This window comes from Bradyrhizobium sp. (assembly GCF_049581145.1).
Lineage (GTDB): Bacteria > Pseudomonadota > Alphaproteobacteria > Rhizobiales > Xanthobacteraceae > Bradyrhizobium.
In genome coordinates this window covers 1-17,110 of record NZ_JBAURI010001263.1, presented here as the reverse complement: position 1 = coordinate 17,110, position 17,110 = coordinate 1, and the positions used below count along the sequence as shown (strand labels likewise).

Sequence of the window (17,110 nt, the reverse complement as noted above, 5' to 3'; positions counted from 1 at the left end):
GGTGAAGCGTCCGCAGCTGTCGCTGGTCGGCACCATCGCCGGTGGTGACGAAAGCTTTGGCATTTTCGTCGATCAGGCCACCAAAGCGGCGCTGCGGCTGAGAATTGGTGACGATTACCAGGGCTGGAGATTGCGTTCGGTCCAGAGCCGCGAGGTGACGCTGCAGCGCGACCAGCAGACCACGATCTTGAGCTTGCCGTCGCCCGGCGCAAGCGTGGCCGGCCCGGCTGCAAGCCCGGCCGCCCCAGCGCGTACCGAGGCGGAGAACGCAGACTTGGCCTCGCGTCGCCGCCGCTAGCCGATCAGGCCTTCCTGTTGAAGCGTTACGGTGACCAGGAGACCGAGCGCGAGAAATGGGCCGAACGGCAGCGACGTCTGTCGCGTCACGGTTCGGCCGGCGAGGTGAAAGAGGCCTGCCGTCGCAAGCGCCGTGAGCGAGCCAATCAATAGCTGCATCGGAACGCCGGCAATGCCGACCCAGATGGCGGATGCTGCAAGCAGCTTGACATCGCCCAAGCCCAGCCCCTGGAATTGCCGAAACTCGAAATAAAGCCGGCGCAGCAGCCAGACGACCGCACCGACAACAAGACCTTCGCAGCCGCCGCCGAGCGCTGTCATCCAGCCGTCGAGGACGGCTGCCCTGACCAGTCCAGCGGCGGCGACCGTCAGGTTGAGCCAGTCCGGAATGATGCCGCGACGCAGGTCGATCCAGGCGAGCAGGGCACTCGCAAGATAGAGCAGCGCAAGAGGAGCGGCGGTGATCATGCGACCATCATACGCGATGAATCTGACATGAACAGGTCAAGACCGACCGCCTTTGACCCAGGGGGCTGCGCAACGTGCGATCGATCAGTGGCGGTCGTGGTCGCCGCCGTCCGAGGACCAGAGCACGGCCCCGGTGATCTCGTCGAGGATCAGCTTGCGCGGCGCCTGGTCCCGATCGTCAAAGTCGAACATGTGCTCGAGGCTGCCGGCGATGGTATCGAACGAACCGCCCGGCTGGATGCGTTCGCCCTGCAGCCAATTGTCCTCGATGAAGCGCAGCACCGACGACTGATCGGTGAGTGTGTGGTCGACATAATTGCGCCTGGCGAACGGCGAAATCACCAGCAGCGGCGCGCGCGTGCCGTAGCCGCAACGACCCCAGGCCGGTTGGCCGAAGTTGCCGTTGAGCAGCGGGGCTGGCGGGGGATAGCCCTGCTGGGAACCGTTGCTGGTCTGGCAGAGCGCTTGCGCGTTGAGGGTGTCGACCGTCGGGCTGAACGAGGCGTTCACCACCGGCGGCATCTGATGGTCGTACCAGCCGTTGGAACCACCGTAGAGGATGACAACCGCGGTATCGGCCCATTCCGGGCTCTTCTGCAGCGTGTTGATGACTTGCACGAGGAAATGCTGCTCGTCGAGCGGATCGGAATAGCCGGCATGACCGTCCTCGAAAGCGGGCGCCTTCAGGAAGCTCACCGCCGGCAGGTTATGTGACTTCAGCGCATCGAGGAAGTCATGGATATCGTAATTGTGGTTCGCCGGATCGGGCGTGCCGGTGTGCGGGATCAGGCTGTGGCCGATGGCTTCGACCGAACTCGGACGCGCGTGTGTTGGATTGCGCGTCGACGCATAATATTGAAACCAGGCGTAATGCGGAATGTAGTCGGTCGAGGCGGGTTGCGGGGTGCCCGCCGCGGTTGGATCGGTTTCGCGCGTGCAGCCGGTGGTGCCGTTGGCGTTGACCATGCCGAGATCGAAGCCGCCCATGAAGGAGCCCCAGGTGACGCCCTTGGCGTTCAGGAGATCGCCGATATTCCTGCCTGCCAGCGTCACCTGGTCGCCGTTCGGGTTTGAGCAAACGTCGAGCAGCGGGTCGCCATCGCCGATTTCCGTGAGGTTGCTCGGGACATGGGCGGCATCGCCGAAGGCCTCGTGTGCCGGGTGCAGCAGATTGCCCGAACCGTCGAGCACGTTGAGGGTTGCGGCGAGACCATTGCTCTGGCCGGAAATCAGGTTGATGGCAGCCGGTGTCGAGGGGCCGAATTGAGTGGCATAATTGTTGTCGTTGAGCGCGAAGTTCTGGGCGTAGTTCCAGATGGCGGTGGTGGTGTTGCCGTCAAAATAGCCCATCACCAGTTTGCTGGCCGCCGCACCGGCCGGAGGCGGGGCCGCGGCGCCGGCCCAGGCGGGGAAGCCATCCATCTTGCCATTGTCGTACGCGCTCTCCGCCGGATTCCCATCGCGGCCCTGGCCGGCGGTCAGTGCTTGCGAAGGCGCAAGGCGAAACGGGTTCGAAGCGCCGCTTCCATTCTGCTTACCGTTCCCCGGTGCCGCCGGATTGCTGTTGGGATTGTTGCTGACCAAATCGACGCCGGTCAGCGGGACAAAATGGTTGTTGACGTCGAGCGGCGTGACCAGGTTGTTGACCGCAGGCGTATTCTTTTTTGCCGTGAAGGGCGTTTCGCCGGCTAGATTTTGCGCCTTCGGATAGGTGCCAAAGTAATGATCGAAGGAGGTGTTCTCCTGGAAGATCACAACCAGATGCTTGATCGGGGTTGCGGTCTGGACGCGGTTGAGATCGTCGCGGACAGGATCGCCGTCTTCGGCGATAGCGCTGGCGGCGACGACCAGCAGCGCAACAGCGGATACCAGGCTGAAGGTTCTGGGCGAACGCACCGAGATTGCTCCTCGTTCAATATGGAAGGAATGGAGAGCCGCAGGTACGACGACTCGAATCGCGCCGCGCGCAAGCTTGCAGAACCCCGTCACAATGCGATGAACCGCATACGACGTCTGTTCGGGCGTCGATTTTCCATGGCACAATTCACGTTTTCTTCTGTTCGCAACGATAATGTCACAAAACATTATAGCAAGCCGACAATATTGCGCGCGACTGGATCGACGCGCCGCACCGGTCGACGGAGCTTGTCGGGGTGCTGACGACCATGTCATGTGGATTTAGCTGGTCGGTCCAAGAATGACAGCATGCGTTTCCTGGCGCTCCTGGCGAGCGGCATGCCGCGCTGAATGCGCGCGACGAGACCGGGAGCGTTATCGGTCGGTCAACATATCGAGCATCAGGCTAAAAGTCGCGTTCGCGTGCTGGTGGCAGGACGTCGCTTCCGCCCCCATTCCGGGCGTGTTGTCAGAAACAGCACCACGAGAAAGTTGGTATTTATAGGAATTTATTTTGTGCGTTCACGGCAGAGATATGTCCGCGTCATGTTGAGACTTTAAGCAGCGCGACGCTAACCACAACTTTGGGGTCGACAATGAATTTTAGCTTTGGCAAACGCTGGCGAGCGACGACGGCGCTGTGTGTCGTTTCAACGATCATGGTTGTTACTGCGGCTTATGCTGCGGATTTTGGCGTAAGCGATTGGGATAAGCGTCCGCATCCCAATCACTATGAGCCGAACGGAAACAACGACGGCGGGAGTCCGGCCAACCAGGTCAAGACGGCTTCTCCGATCAAGCATGTCATCATCCTGATCGGCGAAAATCGTGGCCTTGATCACACCTTCGGCGTGTACAAGCCGAAGGGCGCGGGCCAGACAATCTCGAACTTGCTGTCAAAGGGCATCGTCAACGAGGATGGCACGCCGGGCCCGAACTTCGCGAAGGCGCAGCAATTCTCGGTCGCAGGCCAATCCTCATATTATATCGGCGCTCCGGCGATGGGAAAATCGCCCTATACCCCGACCAATGTGATGCCCCAGCCCAACACCAATGGTGCTCCGAGCGCACAGAGCGCCACGGGTGCCCCATTCCAGACCATCGCTCAAGCAAGCGTCGAAAAGGACATCGATCCGGGTGATCTCGACATCCTGACCACGGGTGCCACCGGCTTGCCGGCCGGGGTGACCGATACGCGCGTTCCCGGTGCCGGTAGCTTGGCCGGTCCGTTCCCGCTGCAGGGGCCGCAAATCAGCGACGACGACTATACCGGCGACACCACGCACCGCTTCTACCAGGATTGGCAGCAGGAGGATTGCAGCGCGGCCGGTTCAACCAAGACCAACAACTCGGGCTGCCTGGCCGACCTGTTTCCTTTCGTGATGGCGACCTACTCGGCAAGCAACAAGAGCCTCGGCAACTCGATGGGCTTCTACAATACCGAGCAGGAGCAGGCCCCGATATTGAAGATGCTGGCCGACCGCTTCACCCTCGGCGACAATTTCCACCAGTCGTTCCATGGCGGCACCGGTGCCAATCACTTCATGCTCGGTACCGGCGACGCGGGCTTCTGGAGCGACGGCAACGGCAATCCGACCACGCCGCCCACCAGCCTGATCGCGAACCCGAACCCCGTCACGGGCACCGTCAACCAGTACACGGTCGACGGCAATTTCAGCGCCTGCGCCGACGTGTTCCAGCCCGGCGTCAAGCCGATCGTGACCTATCTGGAAAATCTGCCGTATGCGGCGGAGCCGAACTGCCAGCCCAACCACTACTACATGCTGAACAACACCAATCCGGGCTACCTGCCGAATGGCGGGCTGTCGGGTGCAGGCAACCTCCCGCCGTCGCCCGTCAAGACCATCGGCGATGCGTTGATCGCCAAGAACATTTCGTGGGCCTACTACGGCGGAGCGTATAATGACGCCGTGGCGCTTTCGAATGAAGCGGTCGCTGCGAATCCGACCAGTCCGAACCTGACTGCGGCCGCGGTTGCCGATCCGGCTCACGCTCTCGGTGTGGCGTACTGCCAGATCTGCAATCCGTTCCAGTATGCCACCTCGATCATGGCCAATTCCACCGTCCGGACGGCGCATGTCAAGGATACCGCTGATCTGATCACTGCGATTCAGGACAACACCCTGCCTGCGGTGTCGTTCGGCAAGCCAGATGGTCTGCTCGACGGCCATCCCCAGAGCTCGAAGGTCGATCTGTTCGAGGCCTATGTCACGAACATTCTCGGAGCGCTCGATGCCAATCCGCAACTGAAGGCGGAAACGGCGGTGTTCATCACCTGGGACGAGGCCGGCGGCTACTGGGACTCGGGCTACGTCCAGTCCATCGACTTCTTCGGCGACGGACCGCGCATCCCGATCCTGGTGGTTTCGCCGTATTCGACCGGCGGAAAAGTCTATCACAACTATGGCGATCATGTTTCGCTGATGAAGTTCATCGAGCGCAACTGGGGCCTGCAGCCGCTCACGAACCGCAGCCGCGACAACCTGCCCAACCCGACGTTCTCCAGGAACAACGCCTATGTGCCGACCAACAGTCCGGCGATTGCCGACCTGTTCGATGCGTTCGACTTCAGCAAGGCGGTCAATCAGCCCTATACCGAGTGATCGGAACTGAAGATCGAGGTCCGAACGAATTGCGATGGCGCCGACCGGGCCAGGGCCCGGCCGGCGCGACCTTCTTCATCCGTGAGCTTGGCGCGGTGGCTTTCTTGAGCGGCTTGTGAAGATGATCAACCGAGTGATGTTTGTATCGCTTTTGGACCAGGCGCGGCAGCTCGGCCTGCTTGCGCTGATCGGCATCTCACTGTTTGCCGATGCTGCGGTGCGAGCGCAGCAGTTTTCCGCCGATCTTGTCACGACACGGCAGGATGGCTCGACGATCTCGGCGGGAAAACTTCGAGTGCTTCAGAACAAAGTGCGGCTTGAGACGGCGGAGCTTGCAGACGGTTTTTTCCTGATCGACGGCGCCGAACCGTTCGCTTATTTCATCAGGCCCGCCATGCGCGTCTACATGGATGCCCGGCAATCCAGTCGCCTGACCCAATGGTTTATCCCGATCGATCCGGTCGATCCGTGCCGGCAATGGCAGAAGATGGCCAATTCTGCTGGCGTCGGGGATCGAGGCGAATGGCGTTGCGAGCAGGTTGGTCAAGAAGCAATTGATGGGCGCGACGTCATGACCTTCCGCGTTGGCTCAGCGCGGGGCCAGGAATTCGTTGGCTGGGTGAACCCGGCCTATAGGTTTCCCCTGCAGATCAGAACCGAGGACGGCGTCACTGTCGGACTGCGGGATATTCGCGACGAGGCGCAGCCGGTGGCGTTGTTCGAAGTTCCGCCGGGCTTCCGAAGATTCGATCCGCAGATCCTCATTCGGCAGATCAAGCAGAGCGACGTGTGGGTTGCCGACCAGAAGGATCGGAAGCCTTCGTCCCCCTAAACGTGCGGTCGCCCTGGAGACGGCATCCGAGGCCCAGCAACCGGAATTTCAGGGCCGGGAGTACCTCGAGACTGTTCGCGGCACCTCTTGATATCCGCAGCGGAGCAGCTGTCGCCTTCGCGGTCGCTTCGTGGGCATTGGCCATTTCGGCGCCATCGACCTGGCTTTGCCAGATCGATGGAATTATTTGGATGTTCGCGTTGGCGCGACTTTCTACGTCTCCAATTGCTTGCCAATCGGCAGCGCCCGAATGCGCTTACCGGTGGCCGCGAAAATCGCGTTGATCAACGCGGGCGCAAAGGGCGGGACGCCCGGCTCGCCAACGCCGCTTGGCGGCGTGTCGGAGGCGGCCGGCACGATGTGGACGTTGGTGACGAGAGGGGCCTCATCGATCCGCACCACGGGGAAGTCATCGAAATTGCCCTGCTGGACCTTTCCGTCCTTGAAGGTGATCTCGCCATATTTGGCGAGGCTCAGCCCCATGATCGCGGCGCCCTCGATCTGGGACTGGATGCGCTCTGGGTTGACATAGGTTCCGCAATCGATGGCCGTATCCACCTGGTGGACGGTCAGCTTCCCCTTGTCGCCGACGGAGACCTCGACAACGGTGGCGATATAGCTGACGAAACTGCGGTGGACGGCGATGCCGCGACCGCGTCCCTGGGGCAGCTTTTGTCCCCATCCGCTCTTGTCCGCTACCAGTTCGACCACGCGCCGCAGCCGCGCGGTGTCGATCGGATAGCTGTCATAGGGTTCACCGTAGTTCCACAGATCCTTCACCGATGAGAGATTGATGATCCGCGGTGAGCCGATGAGGTCGAGCAGCGTGTCCTTCTGATCGCGGTTGGTGGCATGAGCGATTTCGCCGACCATGGACTGCACGGCAAAGGCATGCGGAATGTTCGACACCGAACGGAACCAGCCGATGCGCGTGTGGGCGGCAGCTTCCGGATTTTCGCACTGGATGTTTTCGATCTCGAAGGGGAGGTCGACCAATCCCATGCCGAGTTCGAAAGCAGCCTCATGCACCGCCTTGGCCGCGAAGGTCGAGGCGATACTCGGCGCGACGCTGCGATGCCGCCATGCGACCACCTTGCCGGTCTTGTCGAGACCGGCCTCGATGCGCTCCACGGAGACGGTGTGAAGAAAGTCGTGACGAACGTCGTCCTCGCGCGTCCATTGCAGCTTTACCGGCGCGTTGAGCGCTTTTGACAGCAGGGCGGCTTCGAGTGCGTAATCGCATTTCGACTTGCGTCCGAACCCGCCGCCGAGCAGCGTGACATTGATGGTCACATTGTCCTCGGGAATACCCAGGGTTTTCGCGACGTCTTCGCGAGTGCCCCCCGGACTCTGCACGGGCGCCCAGACCTCGGCCTGGTCGCCCTTGACGTCCGCGACCGCGACCGGCGGCTCCATGCTGACATGGGCAAGATGCGGCAGGTAATATTCACCGACGATCACTTTGTCCGCATTCTTGAGGGCGGCATCCACGTCGCCTTCCTTGCGCACGATCAGGCCGGGCTTGCGCGACGATTCCTCGAGTTCGGTCCGGTAGGTGACCGAGTCGTATTTTGCGTTGCCGCCGTCGTCCCAGACGACCTTTAGGGCGTCGCGTCCCTTGATCGCGGCACCGGTGTTGCGTGCGATCACGGCGACCCCGCCGAGCGGCTGGAATTTCGAGGGCCATGGCCATCCCTTGACCTCCATGACGTGTTCGACGCCGGAGACCTTGAGCGCGTCCGCTCCGTCGAACGACACCAGCTTGCCGCCCGTGACCGGCGGCCGAGCAATGACCGCGTATTTCATGTTCGGCAAACGGATATCGGCACCGTAGCCGGCCTTGCCGACGGTGATGTCGTGGAGGTCGACGATGCTGATCTCGCCTTTGCCGAGATAGCGAAACTCCTTCGGATCCTTGAGCTTCAGGGATCCGACTGGGGGCACCTGCTCCTTTGCCGCATCGGCGGCGAGATCGCCAAAGCCGATCTTGCGTCCGCTCGCAGCGTGGACTACCTCGTGATTGGTGGCCTTGACTTCGCTGGCCGGGACATTGAAGCGTTTCGCCGCGGCCGCTTCAAGCATCGCGCGAGCCGAGGCACCGATTTGGCGCATCGGAATCAGATAGTGCCGTGTGCTGCGCGATCCGTCGGTATCCTGGTTGCCGTATTTGACTTCGTCGCCGGGCGCCTGCTGCACATGAACGCGGGACCAGTCTGCTTCCATCTCCTCGGCAACGATCAAGGGCAGGCTGGTACGCACCCCGGTTCCCATCTCGGAACGGTGTGCGAAGATCGTCACCATTCCATCCGGCGCGATGGCGACGAAGACGTGCGGGTCGACTACCGTGCCGTGCGGCATCTTGCCCGCGCCGGTTTCGTAGGCGAAAGCCGGCCGCGACATCACGGGAGCGGCAAGGACGAGCCCCGCCGTGATCCCGAGACCCTTCAGCATGCTGCGGCGGGAAACGTTCTTGACCCTGATGGCCTGCTCGAAGCCGCGGAATTTGCCAGGTTGCGTGATGATGTTCATGATCACACTCCCGTCGATGCGAGGTGCACGGCATTTTCGATGCGCTGGTAGCAACCGCAGCGGCAGATATTCCCAGACATCGCTTCGCGAATCTGATCATGCGACGGTTTCGGGGTTTCGTTCAGCAATGCCGCCGCCTGCATGATCTGGCCGGCCTGGCAAAATCCGCATTGCGGGACATTGACCTGGCGCCAGGCCTTTTGCACGGGGTGATCGCCGGTCGGATGCAGGCCCTCGATCGTCGTGACCTCGCGGCCGACCACGTCGGACACCGAGGTGATACAGGAGCGGACCGCGTGCTGGTCCACCATCACGGTGCAGGCGCCACAGAGCGCCTCGCCGCAGCCGTATTTGGTGCCGGTCAGTCCAATCTCATCTCTGAGAAACCAGAGCAGCGAAAGGTCCGGGTCGCCATCCCAGGTCTGTTCCTGGCCGTTGATCTTCATCTTCAGCATGGTCGTTCCTCGCTCTTTTTAAGCCTGCGGATGTCTCTCCGGGCGCGAGCAGGAACATATTTCCATTCGCTCGTGCCGTAGTGGCATCATGAGGGGTGAATGGTATCAGACGCGGCCGTTGGGCCACGTTCACGGGATGGTATTTTGCCTTTAAGTTCAGCGGAAGTCGAACTGCGCGTTGTGTGCAGCAAAAAGGACGCTTCGTCGCCGGAACATGCGGCGAGGCAAGATGTCCCTCGGGGAGAAATGTCAACGCGACCGCTGTCATGGGCAGCCTCACGTTACGATGCCCGATAGCATAGGCGCATGCTTCTCGGTCATGCGCGGAGCCGCTGATGGCGGTGACCACCATCAGCGGTAGGCGTCGGCTTTCGGATCAGGCGGCCTTGGCTTTTGCCACGTGGGTAGCGATCGCGTCCATCAACGCCGGTGACAAGCAATCGTAGGGCTGGAGTCCGAGCTCATTGAGGCGGGACCGGATTCCCTCCATCTCTTCGGGCTTGACGCCGGATTCGATCACGGACGAAACGAACGCCGCAAATCCCGGGGCCGCCGAACCGGACTCCTGGAACAATTCGGGATGGATGAAGTCGAGGCCGTAGAACGGATGATCCTTATTCTCGATGCGGCCATACATGTGGGTGCCGCAGGCCTTGCAGGCGTGTCGCTGGATCGTGGCCGAGGCATCGACGACCTGAAGCTTGTCGCCATTTTCAAGCACCGTCAGATTCTGGCGCGGCACGACGGCGACGACGGAAAAGGTCGCTCCTTTGGGCTTCCAGCATTTGGTGCAGCCGCAGGCATGATTATGCGCAACGTCGCCCTTGATGCCGACCTTGACGGGCTTGTCCGTGCATTTACAGACCAGTGTGCCGCCGGCAAAGTTGCCCGAGCCTTGTTTGACGCCGCTGTCAACGGATGGGTGGATATGAACAGTCATCGGTGGATCCTCCTTGTGTTTGACGTTTCCGCTTAGAATACGACGACCGAACGGATCGACTTGCCCTCGTGCATCAGATCGAAGCCCTTGTTGATTTCCTCGAGCTTGAGCACGTGGGTGATCATCGGATCGATCTGGATCCGTCCGTTCATGTACCAATCAACGATCTTTGGCACATCGGTGCGGCCACGAGCGCCGCCGAACGCGGTGCCTTTCCACACGCGACCCGTGACGAGCTGGAACGGCCGCGTCGAAATTTCCTTGCCGGCCTCCGCAACTCCGATGATCACGGAAACCCCCCAGCCGCGGTGGCAGGCTTCCAGCGCCTGGCGCATCACCGTGGTGTTGCCCGTGCAATCGAAGGTGTAATCGGCGCCGCCGTCGGTCAGCGTGACCAGGTGCTGGACGATATCGCCCCCGACCTTGGACGCATTGACGAAATGCGTCATGCCGAAGCGGCGGCCCCACTCTTCCTTGTTGTCGTTGATGTCGACCCCGATAATCTTGTCGGCGCCGACCATCTTCGCGCCCTGAATGACGTTAAGTCCGATGCCGCCAAGTCCGAAGACGACGACGTTCGAGCCGGGCGTGACCTTTGCGGTATTGATCACGGCGCCGACGCCGGTCGTCACGCCGCAGCCGATATAGCAGCTCTTGTCGAATGGTGCGTCCTCGCGGATCTTCGCCACCGCGATTTCCGGCAGCACGGTGTGGTTCGAGAACGTCGAGCAGCCCATGTAGTGGAAGATGGTCTGGCCCTTGTAGCTGAAGCGTGACGTGCCGTCCGGCATCACGCCCTTGCCCTGGGTGGCGCGGATCGCCGTGCAGAGGTTGGTCTTCTGGCTGAGGCAGCTTTTACACTGGCGGCATTCCGGCGTGTAGAGCGGAATCACGTGATCGCCGGGCTTGACCGATGTCACGCCCGCGCCAATCTCTCGGACGATACCAGCTCCTTCGTGGCCCAGGACGGAAGGGAACAGTCCTTCGCTGTCGAAGCCGTCGAGCGTGTAGGCATCGGTGTGGCAGATTCCGGTCGCCTTGATTTCGACCAGGACCTCGCCAGCCTTCGGTCCGTCCAGATCGAGTTCGACGATTTCAAGCGGCTTCTTTGCTTGGAAAGCGACTGCGGCGCGTGTCTTCATTCTCAACTCCTGTTTCGCTCTTCGAGGCCGTAAGACACTGTGTCACTCACGTTTCCCATCTTCAGTGTTGACCCATGCAGGAATCTTCCGCCGCCTTGTAGGCCTCTGATTTATCTTCGTGTTTTTCTGGGCGGGCGCGTCCCCAGGCATCATTGGCACGGGCACGGAGATAGACATAGATGTCGTCCATGTAGCAGGCCACGTTCGGATTGGTGCCAAAGGCCGGCATGACGTTCTCCTGTGCCGTATTGACGTTCTGTCGGCCGCTCGCGACCACGCCCAGGAAGTCGCCATAGCTCATCGTCTTGAGCGAATCCTTCAACGCCGGCGCGTAGCTCGACCCCATGCCGTCCGGTCCGTGGCAGACATGGCATTCCGAGTGATAGCGTCGATATCCGGAATAGGTGTACCAGTCCACGGTGCCGTCGGGCGCGATCTTGTAGGTTGGATTCCCTTGCTTATCGAAATATTTCCCATCTTCGGATTTAACGGCGGTCGGATCGCCCGACCCGTCCGCGAAAGCACTTCCACCGGCAGCCGCGAGTATCGCGGCCGCGGCCACTAAACAGATAATACGCAAGAGCGTGTCCTCGACTTTTTGGTATTGGTAGCAGCAGATTGACCGGCGCATGGAGTGATCCATGCGCCGGTCGAGGGAGGCTTTTTTAGCTCATTGCGGCAGTGCGAATACCGTAAGTGTTCCGCCAAGCGCCGTGTAGTTGCTCAGCGCGGCATAACCACCGACGGCACCAAGGCCGGCGTTCGGATCGGTCAGACCGGCGGCGAGACCAATGCCCGCCCAGCCGCCGACACCCGACAGCACGGCGATGAACTGCTTGCCGTCGTGCTCGTAGGTCGTGACGTTGCCGATGATGCCGGACGGCGTCTTGAACTTGTAGAGTTCCTTGCCTGTCTTGGCATCGACTGCCTTCAGGTAGCCCTCGAGGGTCCCGTAGAACACGACGCCACCAGCGGTTGCGAGCGCGCCCGACCAGACCGAGAACTGCTCCTTGTCCGACCACACGATCTTGCCGGTCTTGGCGTCCCAGGCGATGAAGTTGCCCATGTTGGTATCGCCGGGCGGGGGATACATCGAGAGCGTCGCGCCGACATACGGTTGGCCCGCCGTGTAGCTCACCTTGAAGGGCTCGTAGTCCATGCAGACGTGGTTGGTCGGGACATAGAACAACTGTGTCTCGGGCGAGTAGGCTGCCGGCTGCTCGTCCTTGGAGCCGAGTGCCGCCGGGCAGATGCCCTTGTTGTTGTGATCCTCACCCTGCTTGTCGGTCGAGTATTGGTCGACGACCTTCGGACGGCCATAGGTCGGCGAGTTCTTGTCCATGTCGACGCCGCTGGTCCAGTTGACCTTCGGATCGTATTTTTGAGCGACCAGCAATTCGCCGGTGGCGCGGTCGAGGGTGTAGCCCAATCCGTTGCGGTCGAAATGAGTCAACAGCTTGCGCGGTGTGCCATTGATGCTTTCGTCGCTCAGGATCATTTCGTTGACGCCGTCATAGTCCCATTCGTCATGGGGCGTCATCTGGTAGACCCACTTGGCCTCGCCAGTGTCCGGGTCGCGCGCGAAGATGGTCATCGACCACTTGTTGTCGCCGGGACGCTGCTTCGGGTTCCAGGTCGAGGGGTTGCCGGAGCCGTAATAGACGAGGTTGAGCGCCGGATCATAGGCCTCCCAGCCCCACGTGCAGCCGCCGCCGATCTTCCACTGATCGCCTTCCCAGGTCTTCAGGCTCGAGTCCTTGCCGACCGGCTTGCCAAGCACCATGGTCTTTTCGGGATTGAACTTGATCTGGTCGTCCGGACCTTCGGAATAGGCACGCCACACCTGCTTGCCGGTCTTGATGTCGTAAGCCGTCATGTGGCACTGCACGCCAAATTCGCCGCCGGAGATGCCGACCAGGACCTTGTCCTTGACGACGAAGGGCGCCGAGGTGCCGGTCGAGCCCTTGCTGGGATCACCGTTCTTCACGGTCCACTCGACGTTGCCGGTCTTGGCGTCGAGCGCAACCAGCGTGGTGTCGGCCTGGTGCAGGAAGATCTTGCCGTCGCCATAGGCGAGGCCGCGATTCACCGTGTCGCAGCACATCACCGGAATGACGTTAGGATCCTGCTTCGGCTCATATCGCCAGACGATCCGGTTGTCGTGAGATAGGTCAAGGGCATAGACCTTGTTCGGGAATGGTGTGTGGACGTACATCATGTTACCGATGATGAGCGGTCCACCTTCGTGTCCGCGCAGCACGCCGGTCGAGAACGTCCAGGCGACCTGCAGCTTGCCGACATTGGATGCGGTGATCTGATTGAGCTTGGAGTAGCGCGTCGCGGCGTAATCGCCCGCAGGCATCACCCAATCCTTCGGATTTTGTGACATCTTTATCAGCTCTTCATTGGCTGATGCTGCTCCCATGGCGAATACCGCCATCGAGCTCAGGCAAGTTGCTAAAAGCATTTTCCGCATATTGGAGTCCTCCCTTTCGTGGTTTTTCTTCATGGTATTCTTCATGGTCTTTCAGGGTTCCCGCAGCAGCGAGCCCACTTGTTCTATTTTCTTCATCCCGATTCCTAATCGGTTCGAAAATATGAAACTTGCCCAAGAGCGAAGGGCGCTTGCTCCTAAGCGAAGCGCGCTGAACTTTTTGCAGCCCCGACATGCGAATAGCAAGCCTCGTCTGCATGTTGCGGAGCACCAACAAGGCTGTTGGCCTAAAGTCTCAGAGCAAGCTCAGGTTGATGTTCCGCTTGACGGGGTGGAAACTAAGTCGGAGGATTGTCAAAGGGATATCCGAGTGAACGGCGTTCGATTCTAACGACTGCCTCAATTGTGGACGAAAATCTGATTCAATGCGACGCGAAGCCTTGGGCGAGCGGTCACGTTTGATATCGAATCGGTGGCTGGAAATGTCCGATACAGTCCGAACGCTCAACACCGCCGGGATGGCACCGACCAAGCAGGTCCAGTGTTGGTCAGATGCCCTGACCGATCTCTGTGGTCGGTTTGACGTCGATCCGATGGAAGCCTCCTCGCTGGAAGCGCGGATCAATTTCACCACCGTTTCCCGGCTGAAACTCTGCCAGATCGAGGCAAGCCAGCATCGGATCACCCATACCGCTTCGCGGGTCCGCGCAAGCGATCATCCATACGTCAAGATCCTGTTTCAGACCCATGGCGTGTCCTACTTCGAGCAGAACGGCCGCCATATCGAGATATTGCCGGGCGATTGCCTTGCCTATGACGTATCCTGCGCACACACCATCGTCAGTCCGTCGTTCACCCGGCATGAGGTGGTCATCGTCCCTCAGGAGCTTCTGAAGGAGCGCGGTTTCCGCCCAGGCAAGATGTCGGCTTGCAAGCTGTCGGCGCGGACCGGGACCGGCCGGATCGCCTATGACTTCGTGCATGCGGCGTTCGGCGAGGCGACCAAGCTGTCGGCCAGCAGCGCCGTCGGGGTCGCGGATTCGCTGATCGATATTCTGCTGCTGCCGCTTCGCGAGGCGGATATGGTGTTCGACCGTGTCGGTCCGGAGGCGATGTATGTCAGGGCTCAAGCCTTCATCCGCGAACATTTGCGCGATCCGGAACTCAGCATCGACCAGATTTCCACGGCGCTCGGCTGCACCAAGCGCTATCTGCACATGTTGTTCAGCGAAAGAGGTGTGACCGTCAGCGACTACATCTGGCGGGCGCGGTTGCAGAATTGCCGTCAGGAACTGGAGACCCAGGCGGGAAAGACGATCACCGACGTCGCCTTCTCCTGGGGCTTTTCAAGCTCGTCGCATTTCAGCCGCGTGTTCCGCAAGTGTTTTGGCATCGTGCCGTCCGCCGTCCACAAGGCGCAGCACGGCGGCCTGTCGTCCGACATCTCGTGAGAACGATGCTCCGTTGGAGCGCGTAGATGCGATGCGTTCGCCTCATTTCTGCAGCACTTTTTGCCAGGCATCGCGCAGCACAACGGGTTCGCGGGGTGGCAGATAGGTGAGGCCCGTAGCGCTTCCGAATTCAGCGAGCTTTCCCGCGCTCTGCAAATCGGCAAGCGCCTTGTTCACGGCGACCAGCAAATCCGGATTGCCGGCGAGGCCGACATATCCTCGGTTGGCGCCGATCGGATAGAAATAGCCGGTGGCGATGAGCCTGGTGTCCGTATGGATCGCGCGATAGGCGTCGAACCGGCGCAGGTCGAGCAGGGTCGCGTCGAAGTCGCCGCGATCGAGCGCGCCCAGGAGATCGTCCCGGCCTGGCACCACATGGGTGATGTCGTCGATCAACTGTCCCTTGTTGAAGGTCATGAGGATGGCGTCCGCAAGCGTTCCACTTTCGATCGCAATGCGCAGACCGGCGAGGTCGGCGATGCCGGCGATGCGGCGGCCTCGCGCATTTGCACCGAGAACGACGGTCAACGGCGAATAAATGTAGGGTTGGCTGGGCGCCAGCGCGCCAATGGCCACGCGCCGCTTGCGGTCGGTTATGGTCGCGCCCTCGAAATCGGGAAGCTTCGCGGTTTTGACGCCGGGCGCGACGAGCGAATCCTCGGTGAAGGCGTAGCTGCCGACCAATGCGCACTGACCATCGGAGAGCAGCGCGTTGGCTTCGAGCGCCGGGCTTGAGTCCTCGTCGAGCTTGCTTTCGAACCACTGTATTTTCAAAGGCCGGCCGATCCGATCCGCGATCGCCTGGGCGAGCGTCACGTCGAAACCGCTACCCGGCTTGCCGCGGTGGTGGATGGAAAGCGGCGGCATGTCGGCGTTGAGACAGATGCTCAATGGCTCGTCCGCCGCGCGAGCCGGTATTGAGCCGGCCGCGATCAGGATAATCGTTGCCGCCCACACCGCAGACCAGGCCTTCATGGGGTTCTCCTGCTCGCGATATAGGCCCAGAGCGCGGCGATCTGGTCATCGCTCAACAGATCGCCCCAAGGCGGCATCCTGCCGTTCTTGCCCAGTTTCACCGTCGTCGTGAAGCGCGCTCGATCGTCGGGAAATTTGCGCAAATCGGGCGTGATCGTGCCGGAATTGACCATGTTGGGTCCATGGCAGTGCGAGCATTTCTCGGCAAAGGTATGTTTGCCTTCGTCGATCGACGCCTGGTCACCGGCCGAGCCTTGTTGCTGCGCGGCGGAGGTCGCAATCTGTCCGATCAACGCGACCACCACGGCGGCGCAAGACGCCGCCGTCCATATCGATATCTTCATCGTCACCTGTTCCGGACTCAGGGCTTGACTGCAAAGACCCAGAGCGATCCGCCGGCCGGCACCTGGGCCAGCCGCTCGTCGCCGGCGAACAGCGAATAGACGCCGCCATAGCCGCTCGTGACCGCGACATACTGCACGCCATCCTGCTGCCAGGTCACCGGCTGCCCTTCAATGCCCGAACCGGTCTGGAACTGCCACAGCTTCTTGCCGTCGTTGGCGTCGAACGCCTCGAACTCGCCGGTCAGCTTGCCCGAGAACACCACGCCGCCCGCGGTCGACAGCACGCCGGAGAAGCGTGGAATGTCGCTCGGCGCCGACCATTTCTCGTGGCCAGTCAATGGATCGATGGCTTTGAGCTGGCCGCGTGGACCATCGGGCCAGTCCCACAGGTCCGTCAGGTCCATGCCGAGATACCATTCGCCAGCCTTGTAGGTGGCGGGCTCGGTCTTGTAGTGGCCGCCGAACACCAGTGTGTTCGCATAGGCGAGGCCGGTCTGCGGATTGAACGACATCGGCTCCCAGTTCTTGCCGCCGAGGATCGACGGATAGACCACGACCTTCTTGCCATCGCGCGCATCTTTGGTGACGTCGGTCTCGATCGGACGTCCTGTCTTCATGTCGATGCCCGAGGCCCAGTTGACCTTCACATAGGGATTGGCCGCCAAGAGCTTCCCGTCGGTTCGGTCGAGGACGTAGAAGAAGCCGTTGCGGTTGGCATCCATC

16 protein-coding genes and 1 pseudogene are annotated in these 17,110 nt (G+C 61.1%); 4 read left to right on the top strand and 13 right to left on the bottom strand.

The window, feature by feature from the left end:
- Positions 1-298 (top strand): annotated as a pseudogene (locus WCB02_RS40145) (hypothetical protein); the annotation flags it as partial.
- Here WCB02_RS40145 and WCB02_RS40140 read toward each other — a convergent pair.
- Both WCB02_RS40140 and WCB02_RS40135 read right to left on the bottom strand, forming a co-directional pair.
- Positions 295-765 (bottom strand): prepilin peptidase, encoded by a 471-nt coding sequence (locus WCB02_RS40140; protein WP_423968099.1) that lies wholly within the window; start codon positions 763-765, stop codon positions 295-297. The pseudogene WCB02_RS40145 and the gene WCB02_RS40140 overlap by 4 nt on opposite strands.
- Before the next feature lie 84 nt (positions 766-849).
- On the bottom strand, positions 850-2,661 hold the full coding sequence (locus tag WCB02_RS40135) for an alkaline phosphatase family protein (RefSeq protein WP_423968097.1): 1,812 nt from the start codon (positions 2,659-2,661) through the stop codon (positions 850-852).
- A 659-nt stretch (positions 2,662-3,320) separates the two neighbouring features.
- On the opposite strand from WCB02_RS40135, the gene WCB02_RS40130 reads away from it, so the two are divergent.
- A complete protein-coding gene (locus tag WCB02_RS40130; RefSeq protein WP_423968095.1) occupies positions 3,321-5,285 on the top strand; it encodes a phospholipase C in 1,965 nt (654 codons plus the stop codon).
- Between the two features lie 196 nt (positions 5,286-5,481).
- Here the strand turns inward: WCB02_RS40130 and WCB02_RS40125 are convergent, their stop codons facing one another.
- On the bottom strand, positions 5,482-5,832 hold the full coding sequence (locus WCB02_RS40125) for a hypothetical protein (RefSeq protein WP_423968093.1): 351 nt from the start codon (positions 5,830-5,832) through the stop codon (positions 5,482-5,484).
- A gap of 24 nt (positions 5,833-5,856) precedes the next feature.
- Here WCB02_RS40125 and WCB02_RS40120 point away from each other — a divergent pair, with 24 nt between their 5' ends.
- Positions 5,857-6,117 carry a hypothetical protein gene (locus tag WCB02_RS40120; RefSeq protein ID WP_423968091.1) on the top strand — a complete coding sequence of 87 codons (261 nt, stop codon included), beginning with the start codon at positions 5,857-5,859 and terminating at the stop codon, positions 6,115-6,117.
- Positions 6,118-6,330: 213 nt separating this feature from the next.
- On the opposite strand, the gene WCB02_RS40115 is transcribed toward WCB02_RS40120, so the two are convergent.
- The 7 genes from WCB02_RS40115 to WCB02_RS40085 form a co-directional block, all read right to left on the bottom strand.
- Positions 6,331-8,646 (bottom strand): molybdopterin cofactor-binding domain-containing protein, encoded by a 2,316-nt coding sequence (locus tag WCB02_RS40115; protein WP_423968089.1) that lies wholly within the window; start codon positions 8,644-8,646, stop codon positions 6,331-6,333.
- A gap of 2 nt (positions 8,647-8,648) precedes the next feature.
- Positions 8,649-9,101, bottom strand: coding sequence for a (2Fe-2S)-binding protein (locus WCB02_RS40110; RefSeq protein ID WP_423968086.1), 453 nt, complete (start codon positions 9,099-9,101; stop codon positions 8,649-8,651).
- Positions 9,102-9,477: 376 nt separating this feature from the next.
- Entirely contained in the window at positions 9,478-10,041 is a 564-nt protein-coding gene (gfa, locus tag WCB02_RS40105) for an S-(hydroxymethyl)glutathione synthase (RefSeq protein ID WP_423968084.1), read from the bottom strand.
- A 32-nt stretch (positions 10,042-10,073) separates the two neighbouring features.
- A complete protein-coding gene (locus tag WCB02_RS40100; protein WP_423968082.1) occupies positions 10,074-11,183 on the bottom strand; it encodes an S-(hydroxymethyl)glutathione dehydrogenase/class III alcohol dehydrogenase in 1,110 nt (369 codons plus the stop codon).
- Between the two features lie 61 nt (positions 11,184-11,244).
- A complete protein-coding gene (locus tag WCB02_RS40095) occupies positions 11,245-11,814 on the bottom strand; it encodes a c-type cytochrome, methanol metabolism-related (RefSeq protein WP_423968080.1) in 570 nt (189 codons plus the stop codon).
- 39 nt (positions 11,815-11,853) lie between these two features.
- Entirely contained in the window at positions 11,854-13,659 is a 1,806-nt protein-coding gene (gene xoxF5 / locus WCB02_RS40090; RefSeq protein ID WP_423968078.1) for a PQQ-dependent dehydrogenase, methanol/ethanol family, read from the bottom strand.
- Positions 13,586-13,894: a hypothetical protein gene (locus WCB02_RS40085; protein WP_423968102.1), complete on the bottom strand. Its 309-nt coding sequence runs from the start codon at positions 13,892-13,894 to the stop codon at positions 13,586-13,588. The genes xoxF5 and WCB02_RS40085 overlap by 74 nt, the downstream gene beginning before the upstream one ends.
- 205 nt (positions 13,895-14,099) lie before the next feature.
- Here WCB02_RS40085 and WCB02_RS40080 point away from each other — a divergent pair, with 205 nt between their 5' ends.
- Positions 14,100-15,068, top strand: a complete 969-nt coding sequence (locus tag WCB02_RS40080; RefSeq protein ID WP_423968076.1) for a helix-turn-helix domain-containing protein — start codon at positions 14,100-14,102, stop codon at positions 15,066-15,068.
- 42 nt (positions 15,069-15,110) lie between these two features.
- Here the strand turns inward: WCB02_RS40080 and WCB02_RS40075 are convergent, their stop codons facing one another.
- The 3 genes from WCB02_RS40075 to WCB02_RS40065 form a co-directional block, all read right to left on the bottom strand.
- Positions 15,111-16,043: a substrate-binding periplasmic protein gene (locus tag WCB02_RS40075; RefSeq protein ID WP_423968073.1), complete on the bottom strand. Its 933-nt coding sequence runs from the start codon at positions 16,041-16,043 to the stop codon at positions 15,111-15,113.
- Positions 16,040-16,387 (bottom strand): c-type cytochrome, encoded by a 348-nt coding sequence (locus WCB02_RS40070; protein ID WP_423968070.1) that lies wholly within the window; start codon positions 16,385-16,387, stop codon positions 16,040-16,042. Before WCB02_RS40070 ends, WCB02_RS40075 begins: the two co-directional genes overlap by 4 nt.
- Positions 16,388-16,404: 17 nt before the next feature.
- On the bottom strand, positions 16,405-17,110 hold a 706-nt coding region (locus WCB02_RS40065; protein WP_423968068.1), incomplete at its 5' end, for a PQQ-binding-like beta-propeller repeat protein.

Bases quoted from the DNA above. Each gene is read 5' to 3' on its own strand.
- WCB02_RS40130 (WP_423968095.1), top strand. From the start codon at position 3,321: ATGGTTGTTACTGCGGCTTATGCTGCGGATTTTGGCGTAAGCGATTGG.
- WCB02_RS40115 (WP_423968089.1), bottom strand. From the start codon at position 8,646: ATGAACATCATCACGCAACCTGGCAAATTCCGCGGCTTCGAGCAGGCC.
- WCB02_RS40140 (WP_423968099.1), bottom strand. From the start codon at position 765: ATGATCACCGCCGCTCCTCTTGCGCTGCTCTATCTTGCGAGTGCCCTG.
- gfa (WP_423968084.1), bottom strand. From the start codon at position 10,041: ATGACTGTTCATATCCACCCATCCGTTGACAGCGGCGTCAAACAAGGC.
- WCB02_RS40100 (WP_423968082.1), bottom strand. From the start codon at position 11,183: ATGAAGACACGCGCCGCAGTCGCTTTCCAAGCAAAGAAGCCGCTTGAA.
- WCB02_RS40120 (WP_423968091.1), top strand. From the start codon at position 5,857: ATGACCTTCCGCGTTGGCTCAGCGCGGGGCCAGGAATTCGTTGGCTGG.
- WCB02_RS40075 (WP_423968073.1), bottom strand. From the start codon at position 16,043: ATGAAGGCCTGGTCTGCGGTGTGGGCGGCAACGATTATCCTGATCGCG.
- WCB02_RS40080 (WP_423968076.1), top strand. From the start codon at position 14,100: ATGTCCGATACAGTCCGAACGCTCAACACCGCCGGGATGGCACCGACC.
- WCB02_RS40095 (WP_423968080.1), bottom strand. From the start codon at position 11,814: ATGCGCCGGTCAATCTGCTGCTACCAATACCAAAAAGTCGAGGACACG.
- WCB02_RS40070 (WP_423968070.1), bottom strand. From the start codon at position 16,387: ATGAAGATATCGATATGGACGGCGGCGTCTTGCGCCGCCGTGGTGGTC.
- xoxF5 (WP_423968078.1), bottom strand. From the start codon at position 13,659: ATGCGGAAAATGCTTTTAGCAACTTGCCTGAGCTCGATGGCGGTATTC.
- WCB02_RS40110 (WP_423968086.1), bottom strand. From the start codon at position 9,101: ATGCTGAAGATGAAGATCAACGGCCAGGAACAGACCTGGGATGGCGAC.